The following is a 24,587-nucleotide window of genomic DNA, read 5'->3' as shown; positions in this document are numbered from 1 at the left end:
ATACTGATTTAAAACTTTAAAAGTAGTAAATAGGATTGAATATTTTGTAGTCTCTTGTATTATTATAAGAAAATTAACAATATTTGTTAGTCTCTTCTTGGTCTTCTTGGTCTAGGTGAGTCACCAAAGCTTTCAGAACGTCTTGCTGGTCTTTCTGAAGAACCACCTTCGCGTCTTGGAGCTGATGATCCTCTGTCGCTTCTGAAGCCACCTTCTCTTGGGGCTGAACCTCTGTCGCTTCTAAATCCGCCACCAGAACCTTCTCTTCTTGGAGCAAAGCTTCCTTCGCGTCTTGGACTAGAGCTTCTTCCGCCACCAAAACCACCACCAGAACTTCTTCCGTTGTGATCACGTCTTCCTCCACCGTCATTTTTAGAAATTTCAACATTAATACGACGTCCTTCTAATTGTACGTTGTTTAATACTTCCATTACTTTATCAGTGTGCTCAGGATCAGTGTTAAAGAAAGAGAAACCTTCTTTTACGTCTACTTTGAAAACATCATCACGACCTAAGTCTAATGTTTCTTTCAAGTAATCTTTCAATGACATCCAGTCAAAATTATCTCTAGAACCAATGTTCACGAAATATCTTGTTGCACCACCTGCATTGTTGTTTTCTCTTGGCTCTCTATCGTCACTACGCTCGCGTCTGTCTGAAGATTGGTTAGAGATGTCTCTGTTTTTCTTGTAATAAGCAATAAAACGGTTGAATTCAACAGATACCATTTTCTTAATCAATTCTTCTTTTGATAAATCTTCAAGAACATTGTTGATTGCAGGTAGGTAGTTGTCAATTTCGTGATCAACTTCTGTATCTTTAATTTTATTAGCTAAGTGTAATAATTGGATTTCGCAGATTTCTATTCCAGAAGGAATTGTTTTTTCTTCGAATTTTTGTTTGATGATTCTTTCAATAGAAGAAATCTTACGCAATTCACTTTTAGTAACGATTACGATAGAAGTTCCTAATCTTCCTGCACGACCCGTACGACCTGAACGGTGATTGTACGTTTCAATTTCGTCAGGTAATTGATAATTCACTACGTGAGTAATGTTATCAACGTCAATTCCACGTGCGGCAACATCAGTAGCTACAAGCATTTGGATTTGTCTTCCACGGAAAGATTTCATTACACCGTCACGTTGCGCTTGAGATAAATCTCCGTGCAAAGCAGCAGCGCTGTATCCATCTTCAACTAATTTTTCGGCAACAGCTTGTGTATCACGTTTTGTTCTACAGAATACTACTGAGAAAATGTCTGGATTAGCATCGGCAATACGTTTCAAAGCTTCGTAACGATCACGAGCATTTACTAAGTAAAATTCGTGAGAAACTGTTGCAGATCCTGAGTTTTTGGTTCCAACTGTAATTTCAATTGGATCTTTCATGAATTGTTTTCCAATACGTGCTACTTCAGCAGGCATTGTTGCAGAGAATAACCATGTGTTTTTGTCGTCTGGCGTAGTAGAAAGGATGTTTACGATATCTTCGTAGAAACCCATGTTCAACATTTCGTCAGCCTCATCTAGAATACAGTAATTAATTTGAGAGATGTTTACCAAACCTCTATTAATCATATCTTGCATTCTTCCTGGAGTTGCTACAATAATTTGCGCGCCTCTCTTTATGTCTCTCGCTTGTTCTGTTATGCTAGCTCCACCGTATACTGCTACCACATTAATACCTTTTTCGTATTTAGAGTAGTTTTTAAGTTCGTTGGTAATCTGCAAACAAAGTTCGCGTGTTGGAGATAAAATTAATGCTTGTGTGTTTCTGTTGTTAGCATCAATTTTCTGGATAACTGGAAAACCAAAAGCTGCCGTTTTCCCTGTCCCTGTCTGAGCCAACGCAACCATATCGATGTCTTTTTCCAATAATAGGGGAATCGCTTTCTCCTGTACTTCTGACGGATTTTCAAATCCTAGATCTAAAACCGCCTTCAGTAACGATTCACTCAATCCTAATTGTTCAAATTTATTCATATGTATTTTTAAAATAGGGTGCAAAATTACTGTTAATAATCCACATAAACTAATGCTATTTTAAGATTTAATGATTTATTGTAATTTGATTATCAGAATGTTACGATTTTTATTGGTGGTTGTTGTATTTAGAACATGCAAATTATAAGAGAATTTAGGTTGCGATCTTTGAAAATTTGAATAAAAAATAGTGTATTTTAAACAATTATTTTTCGTTTTTTAAAAAGTCTATTAATTTTTGAGTCGCTTTTCCTCTATGACTTATTTTATTTTTGATTTCTAATGATAATTCTGCAAAAGTTTCTTTAAAGTCAATAGGTTGAAATATAGGGTCATAACCAAAACCTTGATTACCGGATTTCTTCGCTGTGATTTCTCCTTTGGCAATTCCTGTAAAAAGATGCTGCTTCCCTTTAAGGTTTAAAGCAATTACGGTTTTGAACTGCGCATTTCTATTATTTTTGTTAGACAAAGCGTCTAATAACTTCGACATATTATCATCAGAATTTCTTTGTTCTCCTGCATAACGTGCAGAAAACACTCCGGGCTCACCGTTTAAAGCTTCAACTTCTAGTCCTGTATCGTCGGCAAAACAATCATAACCGTAATTGGTGGTTACATAATTTGCTTTTAGAATAGCGTTTCCTTCTATGGTATCTGCTGTTTCGGGAATTTCTTCATGGCAGCCAATATCTTCTAGGCTTAGAATTTGGATTGTTTCAGGAAGTATACTTTGTATTTCAAGGATTTTGTTCTTGTTATTGGAAGCGAAAACGAGTTGCATTGTTTTAGTTTAAAATTTTATTGTTCAAAGATACAATTTTTAAGGATTTAGCCAGAAATCTGTACAAACAGTTTTTTAGAGCTAGAGCCTTATTTGATTTAAATAATTGCAGAATTATTAGCGTTGGTTTTATTTTGGTTAAATAGGAGTTAAACGACTGGTATTTAGTATATTGTTTTTTAAATAGTTGTATCTTTGATATGTGGTTTTGATTAATTACTTGTGTTTGTTAATCTTCACATGAGATTAGAGGTGCAATATTCAGCAATACGATTAAAAGTATGAGTTGATAATGGTAAATCAGAACTTACAACTGGAGGGCTATAGATGCCCTCCTTTTTTTGTTTCTATCTTTTAGTGTTTTGTGACATTTGTCAAATTGTCCGGGAAGTATAAATCCGATAAATGAATGAATTCATCGCCACGCATGAAAATAGTGGCATCTACTTCTTTGTAACTCGTCTTTCCTGCTGCTGCAAGAAGTTCATTGGCGGCATGAAGCGTATTTTTATGGAAATAATAAACTCTTTCGGATTTATCGGTTACCACCAAACCTTTTACTAGCATTTTATCTTGGGTAGCAACTCCAGTAGGACAGGTGTTGTTATGGCAACGCAATGCTTGAATACAGCCCAAAGAAAACATAAAACCCCTGGCGCTATTGCAAATATCTGCTCCCATAGCTATAGCTCTAAGTATTGAATAGCCCGAAATTATTTTGCCACTACAGATAACTGTTATTTTGTCCCGAACATTGTAGCGGATTAAGGTCTTGTTTACAAAGATAAGTGCAGGTTCAAATGGCATTCCGACTCCATCGGCGAATTCTAGCGGTGCAGCACCGGTTCCACCTTCGGCACCATCTACCGTTATGAAATCAGGGAAACAATTTTGGGCAACCATTTCTTGGCAAATTAATTCAAATTCATTGGTCTGGCCAATACATAGTTTAAAACCAATAGGCTTTCCGTTGGCTAGTTGACGCAATTCGGCTATGAATTGAACTAGTCCTTTGATATCCTTAAAGGCGCTATGGTTAGGAGGAGAAAGTACAGTTGTGTGTGGTTTTACACCTCTTATTTTAGCTATTTCTTTAGTGTTTTTGATTGCAGGTAAAACGCCTCCATGTCCGGGTTTTGCACCTTGTGACAGTTTTAATTCAATCATTTTTACTGATGGATGGTTTGATTTTTTTGCGAACTTTTTTGAATCAAAGTTTCCTTCCTCAGTCCGACAGCCAAAATATCCAGTACCTATTTGCCAAGTCACATCACCGCCTTGTAAATGAACATCAGTTAGTCCACCTTCGCCGGTATTGTGATAAAAGTTTCCTTTTTGTGCTCCTTTGTTGAGTGCCATAATGGCATTTTCGCTCAAAGAGCCAAAACTCATCGCTGAAATATTCAATAAAGAAGCGGAATAAGGTTGCTTGCAAGCAGGACCGCCAATAATGATTCGGGGAAGTTCTTCGTTGACTTTAGCAGGGAATATAGAATGTCTTATCCCTTCATAATTCGATTGGTTGATGTTTAGCTGCGTCCCGAAAGGAGTATTAGCGCTAATATTTTTTGCTCTTTGATAAACAAGACTGCGTTCGTTTCTTGTAAATGGTTTTCCATCTGTATTCCTTTCAATAAAATATTGTTGGATTTCTGGTGCAACTGATTCGAAAAAATACCTAAGATAACCAAGGACAGGGAAATTTCTAAGGACAGCGTGTTTGTGTTGTAGGATGTTTAACAGGCCGATAAATAACAATATTAATATAACAGATGGGAAAAGAAGTCCCGTTTTGAAATAAAAATGAAATGTTAGAGATATAATAAAAATAGCAATTCCTAATACAAAAAAAAGTTTTCTCATAGCTAAAGATTTAATGGTTTACTAATTTAGTAAGAATATATAATCTTTAAGATCAAAAGCTTAAAAAATAATAATTTATTGTTTTAAGTATTCGATCAGATGGAGTCTTAATGTTTTTTTGAAATAAGAAAAGTATTTTGGATTTAGCTATAACGCAATCGTACATAAACATGTTTAATTCCTTTTTTATCCGAATCTCTTTCGTCAATTTCCAGGATATCGGTTAAGGATTTTAACATGGGTGTAAGTTTTGGAAAACCGTAATTTCTAGGGTCAAATTCGGGTTTTTTCTTTACAATGAGGTTTCCTACATCGCCAAGAAATGCCCAGCCGCTATCGTCAGCAATATCGTCTATAGAATCTTCGATAAGATCGATAGTTGGCTCGTCAATTTTATTAAGTGGTTTTCGAGTTGTTTTTTCGGCTGCTTTTGAAGTGCTTTTTTCAATTGTTTTTTTTGTTTCAGTATCAGAAGCTCTTTTTGGTGTTTTTTTCTTGATGGCTCCATCCAAAACTTCAATATAAATAAACCGGTCACAGGCAACAATGAATGAATTGGGTGTTTTTTGTTCTCCAATTCCGATGACTTTCATTCCGGATTCTCTCAAACGAATTGCCAATCGGGTGAAATCAGAATCGCTGGAAACAATGCAAAAACCATCCACTTTGTAAGAATACAATAAATCCATCGCATCAATAATCATTGCAGAGTCGGAAGAGTTTTTTCCAACCGTGTAACTGTATTGTTGAATAGGAGTAATGGCATGTTCAAGTAAAACACTTTTCCAACCGCCAGCATTGGGTTTGGTCCAATCGGCATAAATACGTTTGGTGGTAGGTGTTCCAAACTTAGCAATTTCCTCCATCATTCCTTTTACATTGCTGTAAGGAACGTTATCGGCATCAATAAGGACGGCTAGTTTTAGTTCTTTTGAATCTTGTGACATACTTTTTTACATTGAAAATGGTTTTTCAAAGGTACGAAGTTTATTAGTATAACAATTCTAGCCCTGATAGTAAAGGGAATCTTTTGCTTTTTTCTTCAAAAAGTTAAAGATAAAAGAGTAGAGTAGGAGTAGCTTCTAAAAATAAAATTGCTTTCGATACTATTATAAAATTTAAATAATTAATTTTGCAACCTCTTAAAATTAAAAATAGTACTTAATATATTATGGTAAAGGATTTATTCGAAAGAATTCAAAACAATAAAGGACCATTAGGAAGATGGGCCTCACAAGCTGAGGGTTATTTTGTTTTTCCTAAATTAGAAGGAGAATTGGGTCCAAGAATGCAGTTTGGTGGAAAAAACATTTTAAACTGGAGTTTGAATGACTATTTGGGTCTTGCTAATCATCCAGAAGTGCGTCAAGCAGATACGGATGCGGCTATTCAATTTGGTGCTGCTTACCCAATGGGTGCGCGTATGATGAGTGGTCACACCAAATATCACGAACAATTAGAAGAAGAATTAGCTGCTTTTGTAATGAAAGAATCGGCTTATTTATTGAATTTTGGTTACCAAGGAATGGTGTCAATCATTGATGCTTTGGTTACTAAAAACGATATTATCGTGTATGATGTTGACTCGCATGCTTGTATTATTGATGGAGTTCGTTTGCACATGGGAAAACGTTTTACTTACAAGCATAATGACTTGGAAAGTATGGAGAAAAACCTGCAACGTGCCACAAAAATGGCTACTGAAACTGGTGGAGGAATTCTTTTTATTACCGAAGGTGTTTTTGGAATGCGCGGTCAACAAGGAAAATTGAAAGAGATTGTTGCTATGAAGCAAAAATACAATTTCCGTTTGCTAGTTGATGATGCACATGGTTTTGGAACTCTAGGAGAAACTGGAGCTGGAGCAGGTGAGGAGCAAGGAGTTCAGGATGATATTGATGTTTATTTCTCTACTTTTGCTAAATCGATGGCTAATATTGGTGCTTTTGTTGCTGCTGATAAAGATGTTATCGATTATTTGAAATACAATTTGCGTTCACAAATGTTTGCAAAAGCATTGCCAATGATTCAAACAATTGGTTCGTTGAAACGTTTAGAATTATTGCGCAAGTCTTCTGAAATTAAAGATAAACTTTGGGTAAATGTTAATGCGTTGCAAAACGGATTGAAAGAAAAAGGATTCAATATTGGAGATACTAACACTTGTATTACTCCGGTATATCTTGAAGGAAGTATTCCTGAAGCAATGATTATGGTAAATGACTTGAGAGAAAATTATGGTATTTTCTTGTCAATCGTGGTTTATCCTGTTATTCCAAAAGGAATTATCTTGTTGAGAATGATTCCTACGGCTTCACATACAATGGAAGATATTAATGAGACATTAACTGCTTTTGAAGCAATCCGTGAGAAATTAGTCAACGGAACCTATAAAGAAATTGCATCGAGAACTACTGTAGATTTAGATGCATAGTAAGTAGTATATAGTTTATATGAAAAAATCCATTCCGTTAGGAATGGATTTTTTTTTATTACAACTCTATTTTAAACGTTTTTCTTCTGCAGTGCACTTTAGGATCAAAATGTTTCCACAAGTTATGAATTGCTGTATTATCTGCCAGTTCCGGCGTTCTAAAACAGTTTACAATTCCTTTTTCTTTAAATGTATGGTAATATTCATTAAAAATGATTGCCGTGACTGCTTTGTTTTGAAAATCAGGATGTACGCCTATCAAATAGAAAATCATATCCTTGCTTTGCTTTTTGGCTTTCAATAAATGGATGAATCCAAAAGGGAATAATTTTCCGTTTGCTTTTTGTAAAGCCATAGAAAAAGAAGGCATTACAATGCTAAAAGCAATAATATTATGGTCTTTGTCCTCTACGAATTTGATGTATTCCGGATTAATTAAGCTGATGTATTTTTTCTTGAAATATTCTTTTTGAATATCTGAAATGGCAACAAATGAAGATAAACTGGCGTAGGATTCGTTGAATAAATCAAACATTTTGTCCACATGCGGCATTACTTCTTTGGTGGTTTTAAAGTTAAGCGGACTTAACTGGTACCTTCTTTTTACCAATTCATTCGCCTTTTCAAAAAATTCCGGTTTTACATTTGAAAAAGGGAATTTACTTTCGATGTATTCTTTTTCGGTAACATAACCCAATTGCTCAAAATGATCGGCATAATAGGGATGGTTATACCAGGTAATCATAGTTCCTAATTGATCGAAACCCTCAGTTAGAACGCCCACTTTATCAAGATTGGAGAATCCCATTGGACCTTCAACGTATTCCAAACCATTTTTTCGACCTAATTCATATACTTTTTCAAGCAATGCTTTTGTGACTTTGATATCATTGATGGCATCAAACCAACCAAAACGCACTTTCTTTTTTTGTTGGTCATTTACTTCACTCCAATTGATGATTGCAGTAATGCGACCCACAATTTTATCATTTCTATAGGCAAGAAAAAAATAAGCTTCGGCATTCTCAAATGCTGGATTTTTAGTTTTGTCAAAAGTTTCTAGTTCATCGGCAATTATAGGTGGAACCCAGAATTCATTGTCTTTGTATAGAGAAAAAGGGAATTTGATATATGCCGTTAATTCGCTTTTGGTCTTGGCTTCTTTTATTGTAATCATTCTATTTTTAGATTGTATTTTTATCCTTTTTTAGTTTTATTAGCTCTTCTTTGTGCTTTTTTCATAGCCTTGTCGTCTGATCCAGAGTCAAGGTTTATGCGTACTTCTTTGTAGTTGGCATCATATCGCCAAGAAAATCCAATCCCTCCGTAAAGTATCGAAGGAGTATTTTTTAAACTACTACTTATTGAAGCATCTATTTGCATGTCTTTATTTAGTAAATAGGCTGCACCACCTCTGACGATGGCATCGCTGTAAAAATCACTTTTAAAACCTTGGTTTTCTATAAAGCCAGACCAGTTGTCATTAAATCCTTTTGTCAGAGTTAGCACATATCCATAACTTGGATAATCAGTAGCAATATAATCTCCGATGATGTTAGTTACAAAAACCCATGTTCCGTCACCAAAATGATTTTGGGTAATCAGCATTAATTTTGGTGAAATTTCTCCTTTTGGAGAAAAATAATAAGGATTGTTGGACGAAGTAATATTTGCTCCAGCAAAAATAGAAACGGCTGGAATAAATTGATTCCAATTGAAGGCATGATTGGCTTTCCAGCTGTAAATGTTAATTTTCTTTTCGTGATTTTTGAAAGGATCATAAAGCAGATATTTAGCTCCTAAAACCGTTTGTTTTAGAGCAGCCTTGTTGGTATTACTGAATTTAGTGTTGAAAGTTTCGTTTTGGTATTGTAAATCGGCAATTAATTCTAGTTTTTCAGAAAATAATCCCCATCTTAGCATCATGTCTATTCCAAAACCATTAGCATCATAATTCAATATATTATGCTTTTCTTTGATGCCATAAATTCCAGTTTCTATTTGAAATACTGATTTTCCAACCGAAAAAGCCGACATGGTTTCTCCAGGTCTGTTAGAATTGATTTGATCTGTGTGCTGTCCGTAATGAATACAAGGAATCATTAGTATGGCGCTGAAGATTAGGTATTTGATTTTTGACATATTATTTTTTTAATTTTAAAAGTAATAACGCTTTTCAAATGTACTATATTTTATTATTTATTTAAGAATGATAGTTTAGTTTTGAACTTTTGATTTGCTAATTTTGCTAAAAAATATTTTGATTATGCAAACAGCTTCTTTTGCGGGTTTTATAAAAACTCTATTTTATATTGTAGCTTTCTACTATATTTTTAAATTTTTGGCTAAATTATTTTTACCCTTATTGGTTAAAAAAGTGGTTGAGAAAGCAGGAGCCAATTTTCAAGAACAACAACAACGTTCACAAGATGCGTCATGGAGGAAAGCCAACTCCAATGATGAAATAATTTACAATACGAACAATTCTAAAAATCCGAGAGAGACTAAAAAAGTAGGAGATTATGTGGATTACGAAGAAATAGATTAAATTTGCCGTAGTTCCTTTTTCTTATTAAAATAAAAAACTCTCGAAAATTGAAAATAATAAATAAGTTTTATCCGCACGCTCTTGCCGTTATTGGTTTTGTACTCATTTCTCTCATTTATTTTTATCCTGTTTTACAAGGAAAACAAATTTCCCAATCGGATATTGTTCAATATACCGGCATGGCAAAAGAGCAAAATGATTTCAGAGCTTCAGAGCATGTAGAACCTTATTGGACTAATTCAGCCTTCGGAGGAATGCCTACTTATCAGTTGGGAGCCAAATATCCTCATGATTATGTTGGAGCTCTTGATGATGCTATACGATTTTTACCGCGTCCAGCCGATTATTTATTTTTATATTTCTTGGGCTTTTACGGCTTATTATTGGTTCTTAGAATAGATCCATTGAAAGCTTTTTTTGGAGCTATTGCTTTTGGTTTTTCAACTTATTTAATCATTATATTAGGTGTTGGTCATAATGCCAAAGCACATGCTATTGGGTATATGCCACTAGTTATCGCCGGTTTTATATTGGTTTTTAGAAAAAAATATGTGCTGGGAGGTTTGCTTACTCTATTTGCGACGGCTTTAGAAATTAATGCCAATCACTTCCAGATGACCTATTACTTGTTGATTTTCTTATTGATACTTTCGGGTTATTTTATTTATTTAGGTTTAAAAGCCAAAGAATATAATGCACTTTTGAAATCTTTCGGGATATTGGCTATTGCAGGAATTTTGGCCATTGGCGCCAATGCTACTAATTTGATGGCTACCGCCGAGTACGCAAACTTTAGTACTCGTGGTAAAAGTGAGTTGAGCTTTAATCCTGATGGAACAAAAAGTACAGGTTCTAGTGCTATGACCTATGATTATATAACAGAATACAGTTATGGTGTAACAGAGAGTTTTAATCTGATTGCTCCAAGGCTTTTTGGAGGATCAAATCATGAAACTCTTGGGAAAGACAGTAGTATGTATGAATTCATGATTGGTCAGGGTGTGCCGGAAGGACAAGCCGCCGATTTTGTTACCGGAATGCCAACTTATTGGGGAGACCAGCCTATTGTAGCAGCTCCAGCTTATATTGGGATTGTTGTTTTTTTCTTGGGAATTTTAGCACTATTTATCGATGATCGAAAAATTAAATATGCTTTTCTCTCAGGCGCTATTGCTGCACTTTTACTTTCTTGGGGTAAAAACTTCCCGATATTAACTGATTTCTTTATTGATTATGTACCGATGTACAATAAATTTAGAGCAGTTTCATCGATTCAGGTAATTTTAGAATTGTGTTTCCCTGTTTTGGCAATAATGGGATTACAGTCTTTCTTTAAAATAGATAAAAACTTACAATGGAAAGCACTTTGGCAATCTGCAGCGGTTGTCTTTGGACTTATTTTAGTTTTGTTCTTTAGTAAAAGCATGTTCAGCTTTTCTGGGGCTAACGATGCTTATTATTTAGAAAGTTATGGACCTAGTTTTGTAGACGCTTTAAAAGCAGATCGAATGACCTTGTATAGTGCCGATTTGTTGCGATCTGGATTTTTTATCTTAATGGTTTCTGGTGCTTTATGGCTGTTTTTGAAGAACAAGATTGCTCAAAATACGGCTATCATTCTGGTAAGCGTATTTATGATTTCCGATTTGTTTCTTGTAGATAAAAAATATGTTTCTGCCAAGGATTTTGTAAGCGGTAGGGAAGTTGAAGTTCCTTTTCAAGAAACTCCTACAGATGCTCAGATTCTAAAAGATACTTCGCATTATCGTGTTTTTGAAGTAAATGGGAATTTATCAAGTGCTAGAGCTTCCTATTTTCATAAGTCAATTGGAGGATATCATGCTGCAAAACCAAGACGTGTACAGCAGCTATTTGATTATCAAATTGCCAAAAACAATATGGAGATTTTAAACATGTTGAATGTCAAATATATAATCCAGACCGATAAAGAAGGAAAAGAGTTCCCGATAATAAACCCAGATGCTAACGGAAATGCTTGGTTTGTAAGCGATGTTAAATTGGTGAATAAAGCCGATGATGAAATGAAAATGTTGGATAAATTCGACAGTAAAAAAATAGCGATTTTTAACATCAATCGTTACCGTTCTAAATTTAAAAATGCCCAACTGAAAAAGAATCTAGATACTACGGGAACTATTCAGTTGAATGTATATAAACCGAATTATTTAAAATATACTTCTAATAATAAAAGTGAAGGCTTAGCTGTTTTCTCTGAAATTTATTATGAAAATGGTTGGAATGCTTACATTGATGGAGAAAAAACAGATCATTTTCCTGTTGATTATGTACTGAGAGCTTTAATTGTTCCCGGCGGAGAACATACTATCGAATTCAAATTTGAGCCGGAAGTGATAAAAACGGGAAGCATCATAACATTGATTAGTTCAGCCGGAATGTTACTGTTGTTATTGGGAGGTATTTATTACGAAAGAAAAAAAGGATTTAAGACCGTTGATTAAAGATTATTGATTTTCCAAAATCGGCAATCAAGAATCATTGCTCTTCATTCAAAAATCATCTCCGTCATTATCATTTTTTAAATTAAAAGATAAATTGGAAAGCAAAAAAATCCTAATCATAACTTATTATTGGCCACCTGCGGGAGGTCCAGGAGTGCAACGTTGGTTGAAATTCGTTAAATACCTGCCAGATTTTGGAATTCAACCCATCGTTTATATTCCAGAAAATCCAACCTACCCAATTGTTGATAAAAATTTGGTTGAAGAAGTTTCAGAAAAAGCAATTATTCTGAAACATAAGATTTTTGAACCTTATCAATTGGCTTCTTTTTTTTCTAAAAGTAAAACCAAAAAAATTAGCTCTGGAATTATGCCAAATAAGAAGAAACAATCCTTTTTGGATAAAATGTTTCTTTGGATACGCGGGAATCTTTTCATTCCCGATGCCCGTGTTTTTTGGGTAAAACCTTCGGTGTCTTATTTAGAGAAATACATAGTCGAAAACAGTATCGATACCATTGTTACCTCAGGTCCGCCACACAGCCTGCATCTTATTGGATTAGAGTTAAAACAAAGATTAGATTTAAAATGGTTTGCGGATTTCCGTGATCCTTGGACAACGATTGGCTATCATAAGTCTTTGCGACTATCTAATTTTGCAGATAAGAAACACAAGGCTTTGGAGCATCAGGTTTTGAATTCGGCCGACACAATTATCGTTACGAGTAAAACCACAAAAACCGAGTTTGAAGCCATTACAAACAAGCCAATTGCCGTTATAACGAATGGTTATGATGTGGAAAAAGTGGAAAAACAAACTTTGGATACTAAATTCAGTTTGGCGCATATTGGTTCTTTTCTTTCCGAAAGAAATCCTATGATTTTATGGGAAAGTTTGGTTGAGTTAATTGCTGAAATTCCCGGTTTTAAATCGGATTTAGAAATTAAATTGATCGGTGCAGTAAGCCAAGAAGTTTTAGAAACAATTGCGAAATTTGGATTAGATCCTTATTTGAATAGTTTGGGTTATGTTTCGCATGCAGAAGCTGTGGCGCATCAAAGAAAATCGCAAGTATTGTTACTGATTGAAATCAATTCCGAAGATACGAAAAGCATTATTCCTGGGAAATTATTCGAATATATGGTTTCTAATAGGCCTATTGTTGCCATTGGTCCAAAAGGTTCTGATTTTGCCGAAATTATTACCAATACTAATACAGGAGTGTTCTTTGATTATTCAGAGAAGATGAAACTAAAAAGTGTAATTTTAGACTATTATAATCAATTTCTGGAAGGAAGATTACAATCAAATGGTGTAGGTTTGCAAAAATATTCCAGAAGAAATCTAACCCAAGAACTGGTACAATTGATTAATTCTAACTTTTAACCGTAAACTTCCAAATGGGAATCGTTCTAAATCAGTCCTTAAAAAATACTATAATTACCTATGTTGGATTTGGAATAGGAGGTATTAGTACTCTTTTTTTATATCCTCAAATTTTAGGGAAAACATACTACGGTTTATCTAATTATATTCTTTCTTGTGCCAATGTTATCATGCCATTGTTTGCAATTGGAATGCAAAACACTTTGGTTAAATTTTATGCACAATGTAATAATGAAGAAGAGGAAGACCGATTTTTGTCTTTTACGGTTTTATTTCCTTTACTATTGTGTATCCCGTTACTATTGATTGGGCTTTTTTTTTACGATGATATTGGTTTTTTTCTGTCAAAGAAAAACGGAATGGTCAAGGATTATCTTTGGCTAATCCCTTTTACGGGCTTGTGTATGGCCTATTTCGAAATATTCTATGCTTGGGCAAGAGTACATATGCATTCTATATTTGGAAATTTTATCAAAGAAGTGGGTTTGCGATTATTTTCTTTATTTGCTTTGGTTGGGGTTTATTTTGAATTATTGACCATTGTAGAATATATTTACATGACCGCCTTGATTTATTTTGTGGCTTTTATAGTGACCATGTTGTATGCTTTTTACGTAAAGAAACCCAATTTTCAATTCTCGATTCCTCATAATGTTAAAGGAATTATGGAATATACTTTTTATATTATTTTGTCAGGAAGTGTGGCTAATTTGCTTTTGGACGGTGATAAAATGATGCTCAATCAATATATGAAAATTGAAAATATTGCGTTCTATTCAGTTGCAACTTATATCGCTTTGGTAATATCGGTTCCAAGTAGGGCAATGCACCAAATCGTATATCCTATTACGGCAAAACTGATGCACGAAAATAAGCATGACGAATTAAATGATTTGTACAAGAAAACATCTATCAATTTGCAAATGGTTGGAGGTTTTGTGATGCTTTGCATTTTTGTTAATATCAATCAGCTCTATGAAATGGTTCCCAAAGAGTACAGTGGCGGAATCCCGGTTGTTTTTATGATTGGAATCTCAAAATATTTTGATTTGATTTTGGGAAATAATAATGCCATTATTTTTAATACTAAATATTATAAAACAGTTTTGTTTTTGGGTGTTGGATTAGTGCTATTAACGATAGGATTGAATCGGATTTTTATTCCGATATATGGTATAATGGGTTCTGCTTTTGCAACCTTGTTATCAATAACTATATACAGCCTTGCTAAACTTCTTTTTGTGGTTAAACGCCTGCATTTATATCCATTTACAAATCAGACAGTATATTCTATAATAATTACTTTTGTTTTATTTGTGCTGTTTTATTTCTGGGAGTTTCCATTTCATCCTATAGTCTCTATTGCAATGAAATCGGCTTTAGTGAGTGTTTTATACATCTACGTTAATTATAAATTTAAGATTTCTATCGAGATTAACCAAGTTATAGATAATTTGTTAAAAAGGATAAAATAGGTTCTTTTGTAGTAGATATTTGTTTATTGTGCAAATGTTAATCACTAAAAGTGGGTATTGTATAAAAAAGAGGTGTTGGTTATTTTTGCGGAAGTTGTTTGTACACATTTTTATTTTTTTTCTGAAAATTAGGTGTTTGAATAGCAATAATAATTAGCCTAATGATTATGAAAAACACGCAATCTTCGAAAGATAAAAAGCTGCAAAAATATTCAAATATGGTTGCCCACAAAGTCCAGAATGGTTTTAAAATAGTTGAAAGTAATGATACATTACCTTTTTCTATTTTATTAAAAGAAGGAAAAGAGGTCAATAATAATTTAAATTTCCTTCTTTTTTGTGCTACTTTCGGTTTGTGGACAGTACCATGGATCTATATAAGTAAGGTGGCCTCTAAACCCAAAAAGATATTAGTGGCCATTGATGAAGATGGGAAAATTTTTGAAGAAAAATGTTATATGGAATAAATTGGAATTATAATTTTTCCTTTAAGTATTTTCCGGTAATTGATTTTTTGTTTTTTACGATATCTTCAGGAGTTCCTACAGCCAATAATTGACCTCCATTTTCACCGCCTTCAGGTCCTAAATCAATAACCCAATCAGCACATTTTATAAGGTCTAGATTGTGTTCAATTACAAGTATGGAATGGCCTTTGTCTATTAAAGCGTCAAAGGAAGCCAGTAGTTTTTTGATGTCATGAAAGTGCAATCCAGTTGTAGGCTCATCAAAGACAAATAAAGCTTTTTCTTTTGTAGCTCCTTTTACCAAGAAAGAAGCCAGTTTTATTCTTTGGGCTTCACCACCGGATAGTGTTGACGAAGATTGTCCTAATTGTACATAGCCTAATCCAACATCTTGTAGTGGCTTTAGTTTTTGAGTTATTTTCTGTTGCTGGTTGACTTCAAAGAATGCTACGGCATCATCAATAGTCATCGTCAGGACATCGTGAATGTTTTTGTTGGCAAAGTTCACTTCGAGTACTTCTTTTTTGAATCGTTTGCCATTACAGGTTTCGCAAGGCAATTGAACATCTGCCATGAAAACCATTTCTACATTTATAGAGCCTTCTCCTTTGCAGGTTTCACAACGGCCTCCATCGACATTAAAAGAAAAATGTTTGGCCTGATAACCTCTTATTTTGGATAGTTTTTCCTTCGCGAATAATTCTCGGATGTCATCATAAGCCTTGATATAGGTTACAGGATTAGATCGGGAACTTCTGCCTATAGGATTTTGGTCTACATATTCGATATGTTTTATTTGTGAAAAAGAGCCACTAATTTCGGTGAATTGCCCTGCTTTTTCACCTATGTTTTCCAGCTTTTTTTGCATTGCTGGAAACAATATTTTCTTGATAAGTGTACTTTTTCCACTTCCTGAAACTCCCGTAATAACGGTTAACACATCCAATGGAAATGTAACATCAATATTTTGTAAATTGTTTTCTCTCGCGCCCTTTATATCTATGAAATTCTTGAAAGTTCTTCGTTTTTTAGGCACAGAAATTTCCAACTTCCCATTCAAATATTTCGCTGTCAATGAAGTCGATTTTAGGATTTCATCAAAAGTGCCTTGAGCTACTAATTCTCCTCCAAATGATCCTGCTTCCGGACCAATGTCAATGATCATATCGGCTGCTTTCATGATGTCTTCATCATGTTCGACCACAATAACGGTATTGCCTAAATCTCTTAAAGACAGCAATACTTTTATCAATCGTTCTGTGTCTTTTGGGTGCAAACCAATGCTAGGTTCATCCAAAATATACATCGATCCTACCAAGCTGCTTCCCAGTGATGTCGCTAAGTTGATTCGTTGAGATTCTCCGCCCGAAAGCGTCGATGAATTCCTGTTTAAAGTTAGATAATCCAAACCAACTTCGGTCAAAAAGGACAATCTGTTATTGATTTCCAACAATAAACGTTTCGCGATTTGTTTCTCGTAAACATCTAAATCAATATTTGCGAAAAAATGCACCAAATGTTTAATCGGTAAATCGACTAAGTCAGAAACCGTTTTAGAATTGATTTTTACATAGGATGCCTCAATACGCAAACGCTTTCCTTTACAGGAATAACATTTGGTTTTACCGCGGTAACGGGAAAGCATTACCCGATTTTGTATTTTATAATTTTTTTCTTCTAATTCTTTGAAAAAATCATTCAGTCCTTGAAAATATTCATTTCCATTCCAAATTAATTCTTTTTGATCTTCAGATAATTGGAAGAATGGTTTATGAATAGGGAAATCAAATTTGTAGGCATTATTTACCAATTGATCTCTATACCAACTCATGCTTTCGCCGCGCCAAGGAAAAATGGCGTTTTCAAATATCGATAAAGTGGTATTAGGAATGACTAATTCGGCATCAATGCCTATGATATTTCCGTAGCCTTCGCATACGGGACAGGCTCCATAAGGATTGTTGAAACTAAATAAATGAACATTTGGCTCCATAAAAGTAATCCCGTCCATTTCAAAATTATTGGAATAGGAAAACCTTTTTTCAGCATTTAATTCTTGTAAATAGCAGATGCCTTTTCCTTCATAAAAAGCGGTTTGTACGGCATCGGCGAGTCTGTTGTAAAATTCTTCTTCTTCTTTGACAACTATTCGGTCAATAATTAGCAGGATTTCTTTTTTGTCCAACGAATGTTGATCAATTTCGTCGAGACGGATCATTTCATTATTAATTAAAATTCGGGCAAATCCTTGCTGAAGTAATACTTTTAGTTTGTCCTCCAGTTTTCGTCCTTCTTCTAAATGGATGGGAGCTAGGAGCAACCATTTGCTGTCGATGTCAAAACTTTTGACATCAAGGACAACATCAGTTACTGTGTTTTTTTTGACTTCTTGTCCAGAAATAGGCGAGAAAGTTCTCCCAATTCTGGCAAACAACAGTTTCATATAATCATAGATCTCTGTCGAAGTCCCTACAGTAGATCTCGCATTTGTGGTATTTACTTTTTGCTCAATGGCAATGGCAGGAGCAATTCCTTTGATGTATTCTACTTTTGGTTTGTCTAATCTGCCCAAAAATTGTCTTGCATACGAGGACAAACTTTCTACATAACGACGTTGTCCTTCGGCATACAAAGTATCAAAAGCCAAACTAGATTTTCCCGAACCCGAAAGTCCAGTTATTACCACCAGTTTATTTCTAGGAATCACCACATCCACATTTTTTAAATTGTGTACTTGGGCACCTTTTATAATGATATTTTTCTTTGGATCTATTTTGGAAATGTCAACTTGCATAAAAAGAATGAATTTTTACAAAAGTAATCAATTTTGAGCAGAGAAAAGAGGGAGAATGAATTGCAAATCATAGATAATACCCAATTATTGCAGTTGAAAAAAAGAAGGATTGTCTGCTTTGAAGTTATTGATTTTGTGTTTTAGATGCTCATTTTTAACATATTAGTATAAGTTTTTTTATTTTTTGTGGTTTTTATTTGTTGTTTGATGTAAATTTTTGTTAAATTTGATTATTCAATTAACATTAAAAATAACGATAGCCTATAGTATAAAATTACTTTTTTAGAAAAATTACCCAAATTTTAACTAACACTAAAAAGTATTACTATGATAGCTAATATTCAAATCCCTGACGCTTTATTGGTTCAGAATTACGTAGCAGGTAACGAAGAAGCCTTGTCTACGTTAATCAAAAGACACGAATCAAGAATTTATGGTTTTATATATTCCAAAATTTCTGACAAAGATATTTCAAACGATATTTTTCAAGACACTTTCATTAAAGTCATCAAAACTTTAAAATCAAATTCCTATAATGAGGAAGGGAAGTTTCTGCCTTGGGTCATGAGAATCTCCCATAATCTTATTATTGACCATTACAGGAAAACAAAAAAAATGCCAATGTTTAGAGAAACAGAGGAGTTTTCAATATTTTCGATAATGACAGATGATTCTCTTTGTGTGGAGAGTAAGTTAATTTCGGATCAAATAGAATTAGATTTAAAAAAATTGATCGAAGAACTTCCTAACGATCAAAAAGAAGTTTTGGTAATGAGAATGTATCAAGACATGAGTTTTAAAGAAATTTCCGAAATTACGGGCGTCAGTATAAATACATCATTGGGAAGAATGCGTTATGCTTTATTGAACCTAAGAAAAGTTATTGATAAACATCAAATTGTTTTGACAAATTAACAATATATCGGTAATTGTCACGTTGTTATAATATAACGAATTAATATAACATGGCAAAAAATTACTTTAAAAATTCATTAATGACCAAAGCAATGAAACCCAAAAAAGAAGTCGTTTCTTTTTTATTAAATTATTCAAAAGCGTTAAGCATGATAAAAGTGGATAACAAAAGTTTCGAAATTATATCCAATTAGCGCGGTTATTATTTTTAGTACAAAAACAAATCTCCAAATGGATGATTTGTAATGATAAAATTCACTAGTTTATTTTTAACTAGTGAATTTTATTTTTTAGAATATTCGTCCAAAACAGATTTTCTACCAATTGTTTTGGTTATAATATCCTTATCTAAATTCCAACCGCGAGCTGGTGAATATTCTCTTCCATACCAGATCATTTGTAGGTGTAAGTCATTCCATAGTTCCTCCGGGAAAATGCGTTTGGCATCTTTTTCGGTTTGAACCACGTTTTTTCCGTTGGTCAAATTCCATCGGTACATCAATCGGTGAATGTGAGTATCTACCGGAAAAGCGGGAACGCCAAAGGCCTGAGACATTACCACACTAGCTGTTTTGTGACCTACGGCAGGTAATTCTTCTAAATATTCGAAACTTTGGGGGACTTTTCCGTTATGTTTGTCAATTAAAATATGGGATAAACCGTGAATTCCTTTAGATTTCATTGGCGATAAGCCACAAGGTCTTATGATTTCTTTAATTTCTTCAACAGACATTTTTATCATGTCGTACGGATTGTCGGCTTTGGCAAAGAGCAAAGGCGTGATTTGGTTGACGCGAACATCCGTGCATTGTGCCGAGAGTAAAACGGCAATCAGTAAAGTGTAAGGATCTTTATGATCCAGCGGGATCGGAATGCTAGGATATAATTCTTTTAATGTATTTATAACAAATGTTACCTTTTCTTGCTTGGTCATTTTTAAATTAAAAATTAGGAATTACGAAAGTACGAATTTTAATCCTTACCCGATAATCAAGGAATACTTTGTAACTTTGATACTTTACAACTTTGATATTTTAAAACATGACAACATTAAAAAAAGGAGATAAAGCACCTCAGTTTTCGGGAGTGGATCAAGACGGGAAGCAACATCAATTAGCGGATTATAAAGGAAAAAAATTAGTCGTTTTCTTTTATCCAAAAGCCAACACGCCGGGATGTACTGCTGAAGCCTGTGATTTGAGAGATAATTTTGAGCGTTTTAAAGCGAATAATTATGAATTACTGGGTGTAAGTGCCGATTCGGCTAAAGCGCAGGCAAAATTCAAAGAAAAATACGATTTTCAGTTTCCTTTACTTGCTGATGAAGATAAATCGGTGATAGAAGCCTTTGGTGTTTGGGGACCTAAAAAATTCATGGGTCGTGAATATGATGGAATTCACAGAACTACTTTTGTAATAGACGAAAACGGAATCATAGAGGACGTTATCGAAAAAGTAAAAACCAAGGAGCATGCTGCTCAGATTTTGAAATAATTATATAAAAAAACAGAACCAAGAAAAGACATTTTATAGTCTTCTTTTTGGTTCTGTTTTCTTTAAAGCTGATTAGTTGCTTTCTTTTAAAACTTTAGTTGGTTCATAACCAAAGAGCCTGTGTTCCTTGATGATTTCTGCGATACCAGATGGAAGCATAGGTTCCCATCCCGGTTTTCCGTCATTAATCATTTTTAGTACTTCACGAGAAAACACTTCTAAAATATTTGGATCGTAATCATCAATATTAATTACTTTTCCGTTCGCTTTGAAGAACTTGTAAAGTTCTTTCATTCGAGGATGTACTTTTAAATTTTCGGAAGTAATAACATCGCCGTTTTCATCTAGCATCGGATATAGGAACACTTTCATGTCGCGGAAGAATAATTTTCCGAAAGCTTCAAGAATCCCGCCGCTAAGATGACGGTAGTATTTCTCGTCAAAAATATCAACTAAATTGTTGACTCCCATCGCTAATCCCATTCTGGCTTTGGTATAGTTTGAAAAATATTCAACTACTTTATAGTATTCTTGGAAGTTCGAAATCATTACGGTTTGTCCGAGTGAACAAAGCAATTCTGCCCGGTCCATAAAATCGCGTTCGTCAATTTCTCCGTCAGAGCGTAAGTTTGATAAAGTGATTTCAAAAACTACCAGGGTATTTTTCTTTTCAACTTTATTTTCTTCGAGGAACATTTTTAATGATTTCTCATACATGTCCATATTTACCTTTGTAACGGGTCTAAAACTACCTCTCAAAGCAAGGATGTTCTTTTTGTATAATATGGCTGCAGGAAGGATGTTTTTGCCTTCTGGATCAAACATTACGGCATCAGTCATTCCGTTTTTAACTAATTGCAAACTCATCAAGCGATTGTCCACATCAGCAAATCGAGGACCTGAGAAATTGATGGTGTCAATTTCTAATTGGTCTTTATCTAGGTGATCATACAAATAGCGCAGCAGTCGTTTAGGATCATTGTATTTATAGTAGGCACCATAAATCAGGTTTACGCCAAGGATTCCAAGGGTTTCCTGTTGCAAACGGGCATCGGTTTCCTTAAAACGAATATGAAGTATGATTTCGTTATAGTCTTCATCTGGTTCAATTTGATAGCTAATTCCTACCCAACCATGTCCTTTGAATTGTTTTGCAAAATCAATTGTAGCAACCGTATTGGCATAGCTAAAAAACATCTTGTTTGGATGTTTCTCTCTGCTTAAGCGTTTTTCAATTAAATTTACTTCGTGAGAAAGCATTTTTTTTAGTCGGCTTTCGGTAACATAACGACCGTCTTTTTCTTCTCCATAAACCGCGTCACTAAAATCTTTATCGTATGCTGACATTGCCTTGGCAATAGTTCCAGAAGAACCTCCGGCTCTAAAAAAATGTCTTACGGTTTCTTGTCCAGCACCAATTTCGGCAAAAGTTCCGTAAATGTTTTCGTTTAAATTGATACGAAGTGCTTTGTCTTTTATAGAAGGGATTTGTTCGATGACTTTGTCACCTTTTAGTTTTATTTGGGTGTCCATTTTATTTTAAATATGGCTAATATGATACAAAGTTAGTCAAAATGGTTTCTAATGAAAGAGAATTAATCCTATTTTTGTCAAAAAATAAAATAGTATTGAAAGTATATTTTTTAGGTACAGGTACATCACAAGGAATCCCCGTTATAGGGAGCCATCATTCCGTTTGTAAGAGCACTGATTCTAAGGATAAAAGGCTGAGAGTTTCGGTATGGATTTCTTGGGAAGATCATTCCTACGTTATCGATTGCGGTCCTGATTTTAGACAGCAAATGTTGGCCTCAGATTGTCAGAAAGTAGATGGAATCCTTTTTACACATGAACACTCTGATCATACAGCAGGATTAGATGATATTCGCCCGTTTAATTTTAAACAAGGTGAGATGCCTATTTATGCACATCAACGGGTTATCGATAATTTGAAAAAACGATTTGATTATGTTTTTGAAACCGTAAACAGGTATCCCGGCGCTCCTTCGGTAAAGACGATTGAAGTTATCAATAACGAGCCTTTTGCAGTTGGCGACAAAATGGCAATTCCTGTAAACGCGATGCATGGAGATCTCCAGATTTTTGGTTATCGAATTGATGATTTTGCTTATTTGACCGATGTAAAAACCATTGAAGACGCCGAAGTTTTAAAATTAAAAAATTTAAAAGTCTTGGTGATTAATGCTTTACGCGAAGAATCCCATTCTACCCATTTTAATCTGCAGGAAGCCTTGGATTTTATTGCTTTGGTAAAACCTGAGAAAGCCTATCTTACCCATATCAGTCATCTTTTTGGATTTCATGAAGAAGTGCAAAAAAAATTACCTAAAAACGTTTACCTTGCTTTCGATAATTTAGAAATTACAATTTAATTAAATTTTAAAATGAGAAAATCATTATTGCTCTATGCTTTTATTTTAATCGCACTTTTAAATATTTTTACGTATATGTTTTACAGTAAGGAAGTTGCTTTTGAGAAAGAAAGATATCAAAAAGTTACAAAAAGATTAAAAGACAGTTTGAATTCGGTTACGACCAAATTGAATGATGCCAATTATTTTTCTTTGGAAAATAACGAAAATGCCCAGAATTATTTCGATTCTGCAAGTTCAGAGAAAATGATTCCATACGAAAAACTAATTCCTTATGTTACCGAAAAATTATTGGATTTGAATGCTAATCCTAAAGGGAATCCTTATACAGGTCAGGACCAAATTGGGGAAAATAAATTTATCATCAATAAAGTGAAAGTTTTGAATCACCGCTGGATTATTGCCGATTTTAATGATGGCGAAATTTGGGGAGAAGTTTTACTAAAATACTTTATCAATCCCGATGAAAGCATTTCTTTTGAAGTAAATCAATCGGTACTGTATCAGAAATAATAAAAAAAAAGGCTTCCTAGGAAGCCTTTTTTTATTCTAATAACCAATTCTTGAAGTCGTAAAATACCTGAGGCGATATTCCATGACCAATAGGATATTCTCTATAAACAGATTCAATTCCTAATTTATCCAAAAAAGGTTTTGTTTTTCGGGCCCAATCAACCGGGATTACCTGATCGACAGTTCCATGCGAAGCAAATATTTTAAGTTTAGACAAATCATTTTTTAGATAATTTTCGTCTAATGCAGGTTCGCTGATGTAACCGCTCAAAGCGATTACGTTTTTGATTTTTTCCGGATAGGACATCGCCACAGCATAACTCAAAATAGCACCTTGACTAAATCCAACTAAGCTAATGTTATTGGAATCAATTGGATAAGTGCTGATTAATTCTTCTATAAAACGAGCAATTAAATCTCTGGAAGATTTGGCTTGTTCATTGTCTGAAAATTTATTTTGGTTTGCATCAAAATTGATGGCGTACCAAGCGTAACTGCCGTATTGTAAATCATAGGGTGCACGCGCCGATATAATGTAATATTCATCGGGGAGCTCAGTTGCAAATGAAAATAAATCCTGTTCGTTACTGCCATATCCGTGTAATAAAAGGATAAGCGGGTTTTTGTCTAATTTTATTTTGGGCTCTCTAATGAGATAGTCAAGAGATAATTCGTTCATTTATTACGTTTAAATTCAGGTTGTATATTGTGTTTTGCAATTAATCTAGGATATACTTGCAAACCACTTTTGATAAATATTCCCCAATAAAGGTACTGGTTTTGTTTCGCCTTTTATCGCACTAAAGATGCCATAAGTCCATAAAACGGAAATGCAAATCCACATGGGAGCTGAGATCATTAAGCTGTCAAAATTGCTGATAATTAGTCCTAATGATATAAAAGTAAGTGTTAATCCTAATCCTTGACGGATATGAAAGGAGGCAAATGCGTTTTTGTCTTCGGAATTCATTGACATGGCAATAAATACGCCGATACCTAAAATATAACTGGTAATTGCTGCTGTTTTTCCTTGTTCAACCGTGTTGTTCATGTTG

Annotated in this window: 22 protein-coding genes; 11 read left to right on the top strand and 11 right to left on the bottom strand. The window is 34.2% G+C overall.

The features are described 5' to 3' along the window. Positions 1 to 86 precede the first annotated feature (86 nt). The 4 genes from ACMDB5_RS13975 to ACMDB5_RS13960 all read right to left on the bottom strand — a co-directional run bounded on the left by ACMDB5_RS13975 (position 87) and on the right by ACMDB5_RS13960 (position 5,579). On the bottom strand, positions 87 to 1,985 hold the full coding sequence (locus ACMDB5_RS13975; RefSeq protein ID WP_413998875.1) for a DEAD/DEAH box helicase: 1,899 nt from the start codon (positions 1,983 to 1,985) through the stop codon (positions 87 to 89). A gap of 205 nt (positions 1,986 to 2,190) precedes the next feature. Continuing rightward, positions 2,191 to 2,769: a non-canonical purine NTP diphosphatase gene (locus tag ACMDB5_RS13970; protein ID WP_413998874.1), complete on the bottom strand. Its 579-nt coding sequence runs from the start codon at positions 2,767 to 2,769 to the stop codon at positions 2,191 to 2,193. A 354-nt stretch (positions 2,770 to 3,123) separates the two neighbouring features. Continuing rightward, positions 3,124 to 4,632 (bottom strand): FMN-binding glutamate synthase family protein, encoded by a 1,509-nt coding sequence (locus ACMDB5_RS13965; protein ID WP_413998873.1) that lies wholly within the window; start codon positions 4,630 to 4,632, stop codon positions 3,124 to 3,126. Between the two features lie 143 nt (positions 4,633 to 4,775). Continuing rightward, positions 4,776 to 5,579: an NYN domain-containing protein gene (locus ACMDB5_RS13960; protein WP_413998872.1), complete on the bottom strand. Its 804-nt coding sequence runs from the start codon at positions 5,577 to 5,579 to the stop codon at positions 4,776 to 4,778. A gap of 224 nt (positions 5,580 to 5,803) precedes the next feature. On the opposite strand from ACMDB5_RS13960, the gene ACMDB5_RS13955 reads away from it, so the two are divergent. After that, positions 5,804 to 7,066 carry an aminotransferase class I/II-fold pyridoxal phosphate-dependent enzyme gene (locus ACMDB5_RS13955; RefSeq protein WP_413998871.1) on the top strand — a complete coding sequence of 421 codons (1,263 nt, stop codon included), beginning with the start codon at positions 5,804 to 5,806 and terminating at the stop codon, positions 7,064 to 7,066. Between the two features lie 58 nt (positions 7,067 to 7,124). Here the strand turns inward: ACMDB5_RS13955 and ACMDB5_RS13950 are convergent, their stop codons facing one another. Continuing rightward, positions 7,125 to 8,243, bottom strand: a complete 1,119-nt coding sequence (locus ACMDB5_RS13950) for a GTP cyclohydrolase (RefSeq protein ID WP_413998870.1) — start codon at positions 8,241 to 8,243, stop codon at positions 7,125 to 7,127. 20 nt (positions 8,244 to 8,263) lie between these two features. Continuing rightward, entirely contained in the window at positions 8,264 to 9,208 is a 945-nt protein-coding gene (locus ACMDB5_RS13945) for a transporter (protein WP_413998869.1), read from the bottom strand. A 124-nt stretch (positions 9,209 to 9,332) separates the two neighbouring features. On the opposite strand from ACMDB5_RS13945, the gene ACMDB5_RS13940 reads away from it, so the two are divergent. The 5 genes from ACMDB5_RS13940 (at position 9,333) to ACMDB5_RS13920 (ending at position 15,423) form a co-directional block, all read left to right on the top strand. Further along, on the top strand, positions 9,333 to 9,614 hold the full coding sequence (locus tag ACMDB5_RS13940; RefSeq protein WP_413998868.1) for a DUF4834 family protein: 282 nt from the start codon (positions 9,333 to 9,335) through the stop codon (positions 9,612 to 9,614). A 47-nt stretch (positions 9,615 to 9,661) separates the two neighbouring features. Beyond that, entirely contained in the window at positions 9,662 to 12,094 is a 2,433-nt protein-coding gene (locus tag ACMDB5_RS13935) for a YfhO family protein (protein WP_413998867.1), read from the top strand. Positions 12,095 to 12,188: 94 nt separating this feature from the next. After that, a complete protein-coding gene (locus tag ACMDB5_RS13930) occupies positions 12,189 to 13,481 on the top strand; it encodes a glycosyltransferase family 4 protein (RefSeq protein WP_413998866.1) in 1,293 nt (430 codons plus the stop codon). Positions 13,482 to 13,495: 14 nt separating this feature from the next. Continuing rightward, on the top strand, positions 13,496 to 14,956 hold the full coding sequence (locus ACMDB5_RS13925; RefSeq protein ID WP_413998865.1) for an oligosaccharide flippase family protein: 1,461 nt from the start codon (positions 13,496 to 13,498) through the stop codon (positions 14,954 to 14,956). 167 nt (positions 14,957 to 15,123) lie between these two features. Beyond that, a complete protein-coding gene (locus tag ACMDB5_RS13920; protein ID WP_413998864.1) occupies positions 15,124 to 15,423 on the top strand; it encodes a hypothetical protein in 300 nt (99 codons plus the stop codon). Positions 15,424 to 15,430: 7 nt separating this feature from the next. On the opposite strand, the gene uvrA is transcribed toward ACMDB5_RS13920, so the two are convergent. Next, the gene (gene uvrA, locus ACMDB5_RS13915) at positions 15,431 to 18,217 is read right to left on the bottom strand and encodes an excinuclease ABC subunit UvrA (RefSeq protein ID WP_413998863.1); all 2,787 of its coding nucleotides are present in this window, start codon (positions 18,215 to 18,217) and stop codon (positions 15,431 to 15,433) included. A gap of 330 nt (positions 18,218 to 18,547) precedes the next feature. Between uvrA and ACMDB5_RS13910 the strand changes: the two genes are divergently transcribed. Further along, a complete protein-coding gene (locus ACMDB5_RS13910; protein WP_414000393.1) occupies positions 18,548 to 19,132 on the top strand; it encodes an RNA polymerase sigma factor in 585 nt (194 codons plus the stop codon). A gap of 50 nt (positions 19,133 to 19,182) precedes the next feature. Next, on the top strand, positions 19,183 to 19,326 hold the full coding sequence (locus ACMDB5_RS13905) for a hypothetical protein (RefSeq protein ID WP_413998862.1): 144 nt from the start codon (positions 19,183 to 19,185) through the stop codon (positions 19,324 to 19,326). An 89-nt stretch (positions 19,327 to 19,415) separates the two neighbouring features. On the opposite strand, the gene ACMDB5_RS13900 is transcribed toward ACMDB5_RS13905, so the two are convergent. After that, positions 19,416 to 20,066, bottom strand: a complete 651-nt coding sequence (locus ACMDB5_RS13900) for an endonuclease III domain-containing protein (protein ID WP_413998861.1) — start codon at positions 20,064 to 20,066, stop codon at positions 19,416 to 19,418. Positions 20,067 to 20,173: 107 nt separating this feature from the next. On the opposite strand from ACMDB5_RS13900, the gene bcp reads away from it, so the two are divergent. After that, positions 20,174 to 20,626 carry a thioredoxin-dependent thiol peroxidase gene (bcp, locus tag ACMDB5_RS13895; RefSeq protein ID WP_413998860.1) on the top strand — a complete coding sequence of 151 codons (453 nt, stop codon included), beginning with the start codon at positions 20,174 to 20,176 and terminating at the stop codon, positions 20,624 to 20,626. A 72-nt stretch (positions 20,627 to 20,698) separates the two neighbouring features. Here the strand turns inward: bcp and ACMDB5_RS13890 are convergent, their stop codons facing one another. After that, positions 20,699 to 22,159, bottom strand: a complete 1,461-nt coding sequence (locus tag ACMDB5_RS13890; RefSeq protein WP_413998859.1) for a TonB-dependent receptor — start codon at positions 22,157 to 22,159, stop codon at positions 20,699 to 20,701. 95 nt (positions 22,160 to 22,254) lie between these two features. Here ACMDB5_RS13890 and ACMDB5_RS13885 point away from each other — a divergent pair, with 95 nt between their 5' ends. Next, positions 22,255 to 23,019: an MBL fold metallo-hydrolase gene (locus ACMDB5_RS13885; RefSeq protein ID WP_414000392.1), complete on the top strand. Its 765-nt coding sequence runs from the start codon at positions 22,255 to 22,257 to the stop codon at positions 23,017 to 23,019. Between the two features lie 12 nt (positions 23,020 to 23,031). Further along, positions 23,032 to 23,532 carry a hypothetical protein gene (locus tag ACMDB5_RS13880; RefSeq protein WP_413998858.1) on the top strand — a complete coding sequence of 167 codons (501 nt, stop codon included), beginning with the start codon at positions 23,032 to 23,034 and terminating at the stop codon, positions 23,530 to 23,532. A 31-nt stretch (positions 23,533 to 23,563) separates the two neighbouring features. Here the strand turns inward: ACMDB5_RS13880 and ACMDB5_RS13875 are convergent, their stop codons facing one another. Then, positions 23,564 to 24,211: an alpha/beta hydrolase gene (locus ACMDB5_RS13875; RefSeq protein WP_413998857.1), complete on the bottom strand. Its 648-nt coding sequence runs from the start codon at positions 24,209 to 24,211 to the stop codon at positions 23,564 to 23,566. A gap of 45 nt (positions 24,212 to 24,256) precedes the next feature. Next, the gene (locus ACMDB5_RS13870; RefSeq protein WP_413998856.1) at positions 24,257 to 24,583 is read right to left on the bottom strand and encodes a hypothetical protein; all 327 of its coding nucleotides are present in this window, start codon (positions 24,581 to 24,583) and stop codon (positions 24,257 to 24,259) included. Positions 24,584 to 24,587: the final 4 nt, after the last annotated feature.

The organism is Flavobacterium sp. W1B, assembly GCF_047344965.1.
In the GTDB taxonomy this organism is placed as follows: domain Bacteria; phylum Bacteroidota; class Bacteroidia; order Flavobacteriales; family Flavobacteriaceae; genus Flavobacterium.
Note: the sequence above shows the minus strand (reverse complement) of the source record. Positions and strands in the feature narration are given on the sequence as shown.

Bases quoted from the DNA above. Each gene is read 5' to 3' on its own strand.
- ACMDB5_RS13975 (WP_413998875.1), bottom strand. From the start codon at position 1,985: ATGAATAAATTTGAACAATTAGGATTGAGTGAATCGTTACTGAAGGCG.
- ACMDB5_RS13970 (WP_413998874.1), bottom strand. From the start codon at position 2,769: ATGCAACTCGTTTTCGCTTCCAATAACAAGAACAAAATCCTTGAAATA.
- ACMDB5_RS13965 (WP_413998873.1), bottom strand. From the start codon at position 4,632: ATGAGAAAACTTTTTTTTGTATTAGGAATTGCTATTTTTATTATATCT.
- ACMDB5_RS13960 (WP_413998872.1), bottom strand. From the start codon at position 5,579: ATGTCACAAGATTCAAAAGAACTAAAACTAGCCGTCCTTATTGATGCC.
- ACMDB5_RS13955 (WP_413998871.1), top strand. From the start codon at position 5,804: ATGGTAAAGGATTTATTCGAAAGAATTCAAAACAATAAAGGACCATTA.
- ACMDB5_RS13950 (WP_413998870.1), bottom strand. From the start codon at position 8,243: ATGATTACAATAAAAGAAGCCAAGACCAAAAGCGAATTAACGGCATAT.
- ACMDB5_RS13945 (WP_413998869.1), bottom strand. From the start codon at position 9,208: ATGTCAAAAATCAAATACCTAATCTTCAGCGCCATACTAATGATTCCT.
- ACMDB5_RS13940 (WP_413998868.1), top strand. From the start codon at position 9,333: ATGCAAACAGCTTCTTTTGCGGGTTTTATAAAAACTCTATTTTATATT.
- ACMDB5_RS13925 (WP_413998865.1), top strand. From the start codon at position 13,496: ATGGGAATCGTTCTAAATCAGTCCTTAAAAAATACTATAATTACCTAT.
- ACMDB5_RS13920 (WP_413998864.1), top strand. From the start codon at position 15,124: ATGAAAAACACGCAATCTTCGAAAGATAAAAAGCTGCAAAAATATTCA.
- uvrA (WP_413998863.1), bottom strand. From the start codon at position 18,217: ATGCAAGTTGACATTTCCAAAATAGATCCAAAGAAAAATATCATTATA.
- ACMDB5_RS13905 (WP_413998862.1), top strand. From the start codon at position 19,183: ATGGCAAAAAATTACTTTAAAAATTCATTAATGACCAAAGCAATGAAA.
- ACMDB5_RS13900 (WP_413998861.1), bottom strand. From the start codon at position 20,066: ATGACCAAGCAAGAAAAGGTAACATTTGTTATAAATACATTAAAAGAA.
- bcp (WP_413998860.1), top strand. From the start codon at position 20,174: ATGACAACATTAAAAAAAGGAGATAAAGCACCTCAGTTTTCGGGAGTG.
- ACMDB5_RS13890 (WP_413998859.1), bottom strand. From the start codon at position 22,159: ATGGACACCCAAATAAAACTAAAAGGTGACAAAGTCATCGAACAAATC.
- ACMDB5_RS13880 (WP_413998858.1), top strand. From the start codon at position 23,032: ATGAGAAAATCATTATTGCTCTATGCTTTTATTTTAATCGCACTTTTA.
- ACMDB5_RS13875 (WP_413998857.1), bottom strand. From the start codon at position 24,211: ATGAACGAATTATCTCTTGACTATCTCATTAGAGAGCCCAAAATAAAA.
- ACMDB5_RS13870 (WP_413998856.1), bottom strand. From the start codon at position 24,583: ATGAACAACACGGTTGAACAAGGAAAAACAGCAGCAATTACCAGTTAT.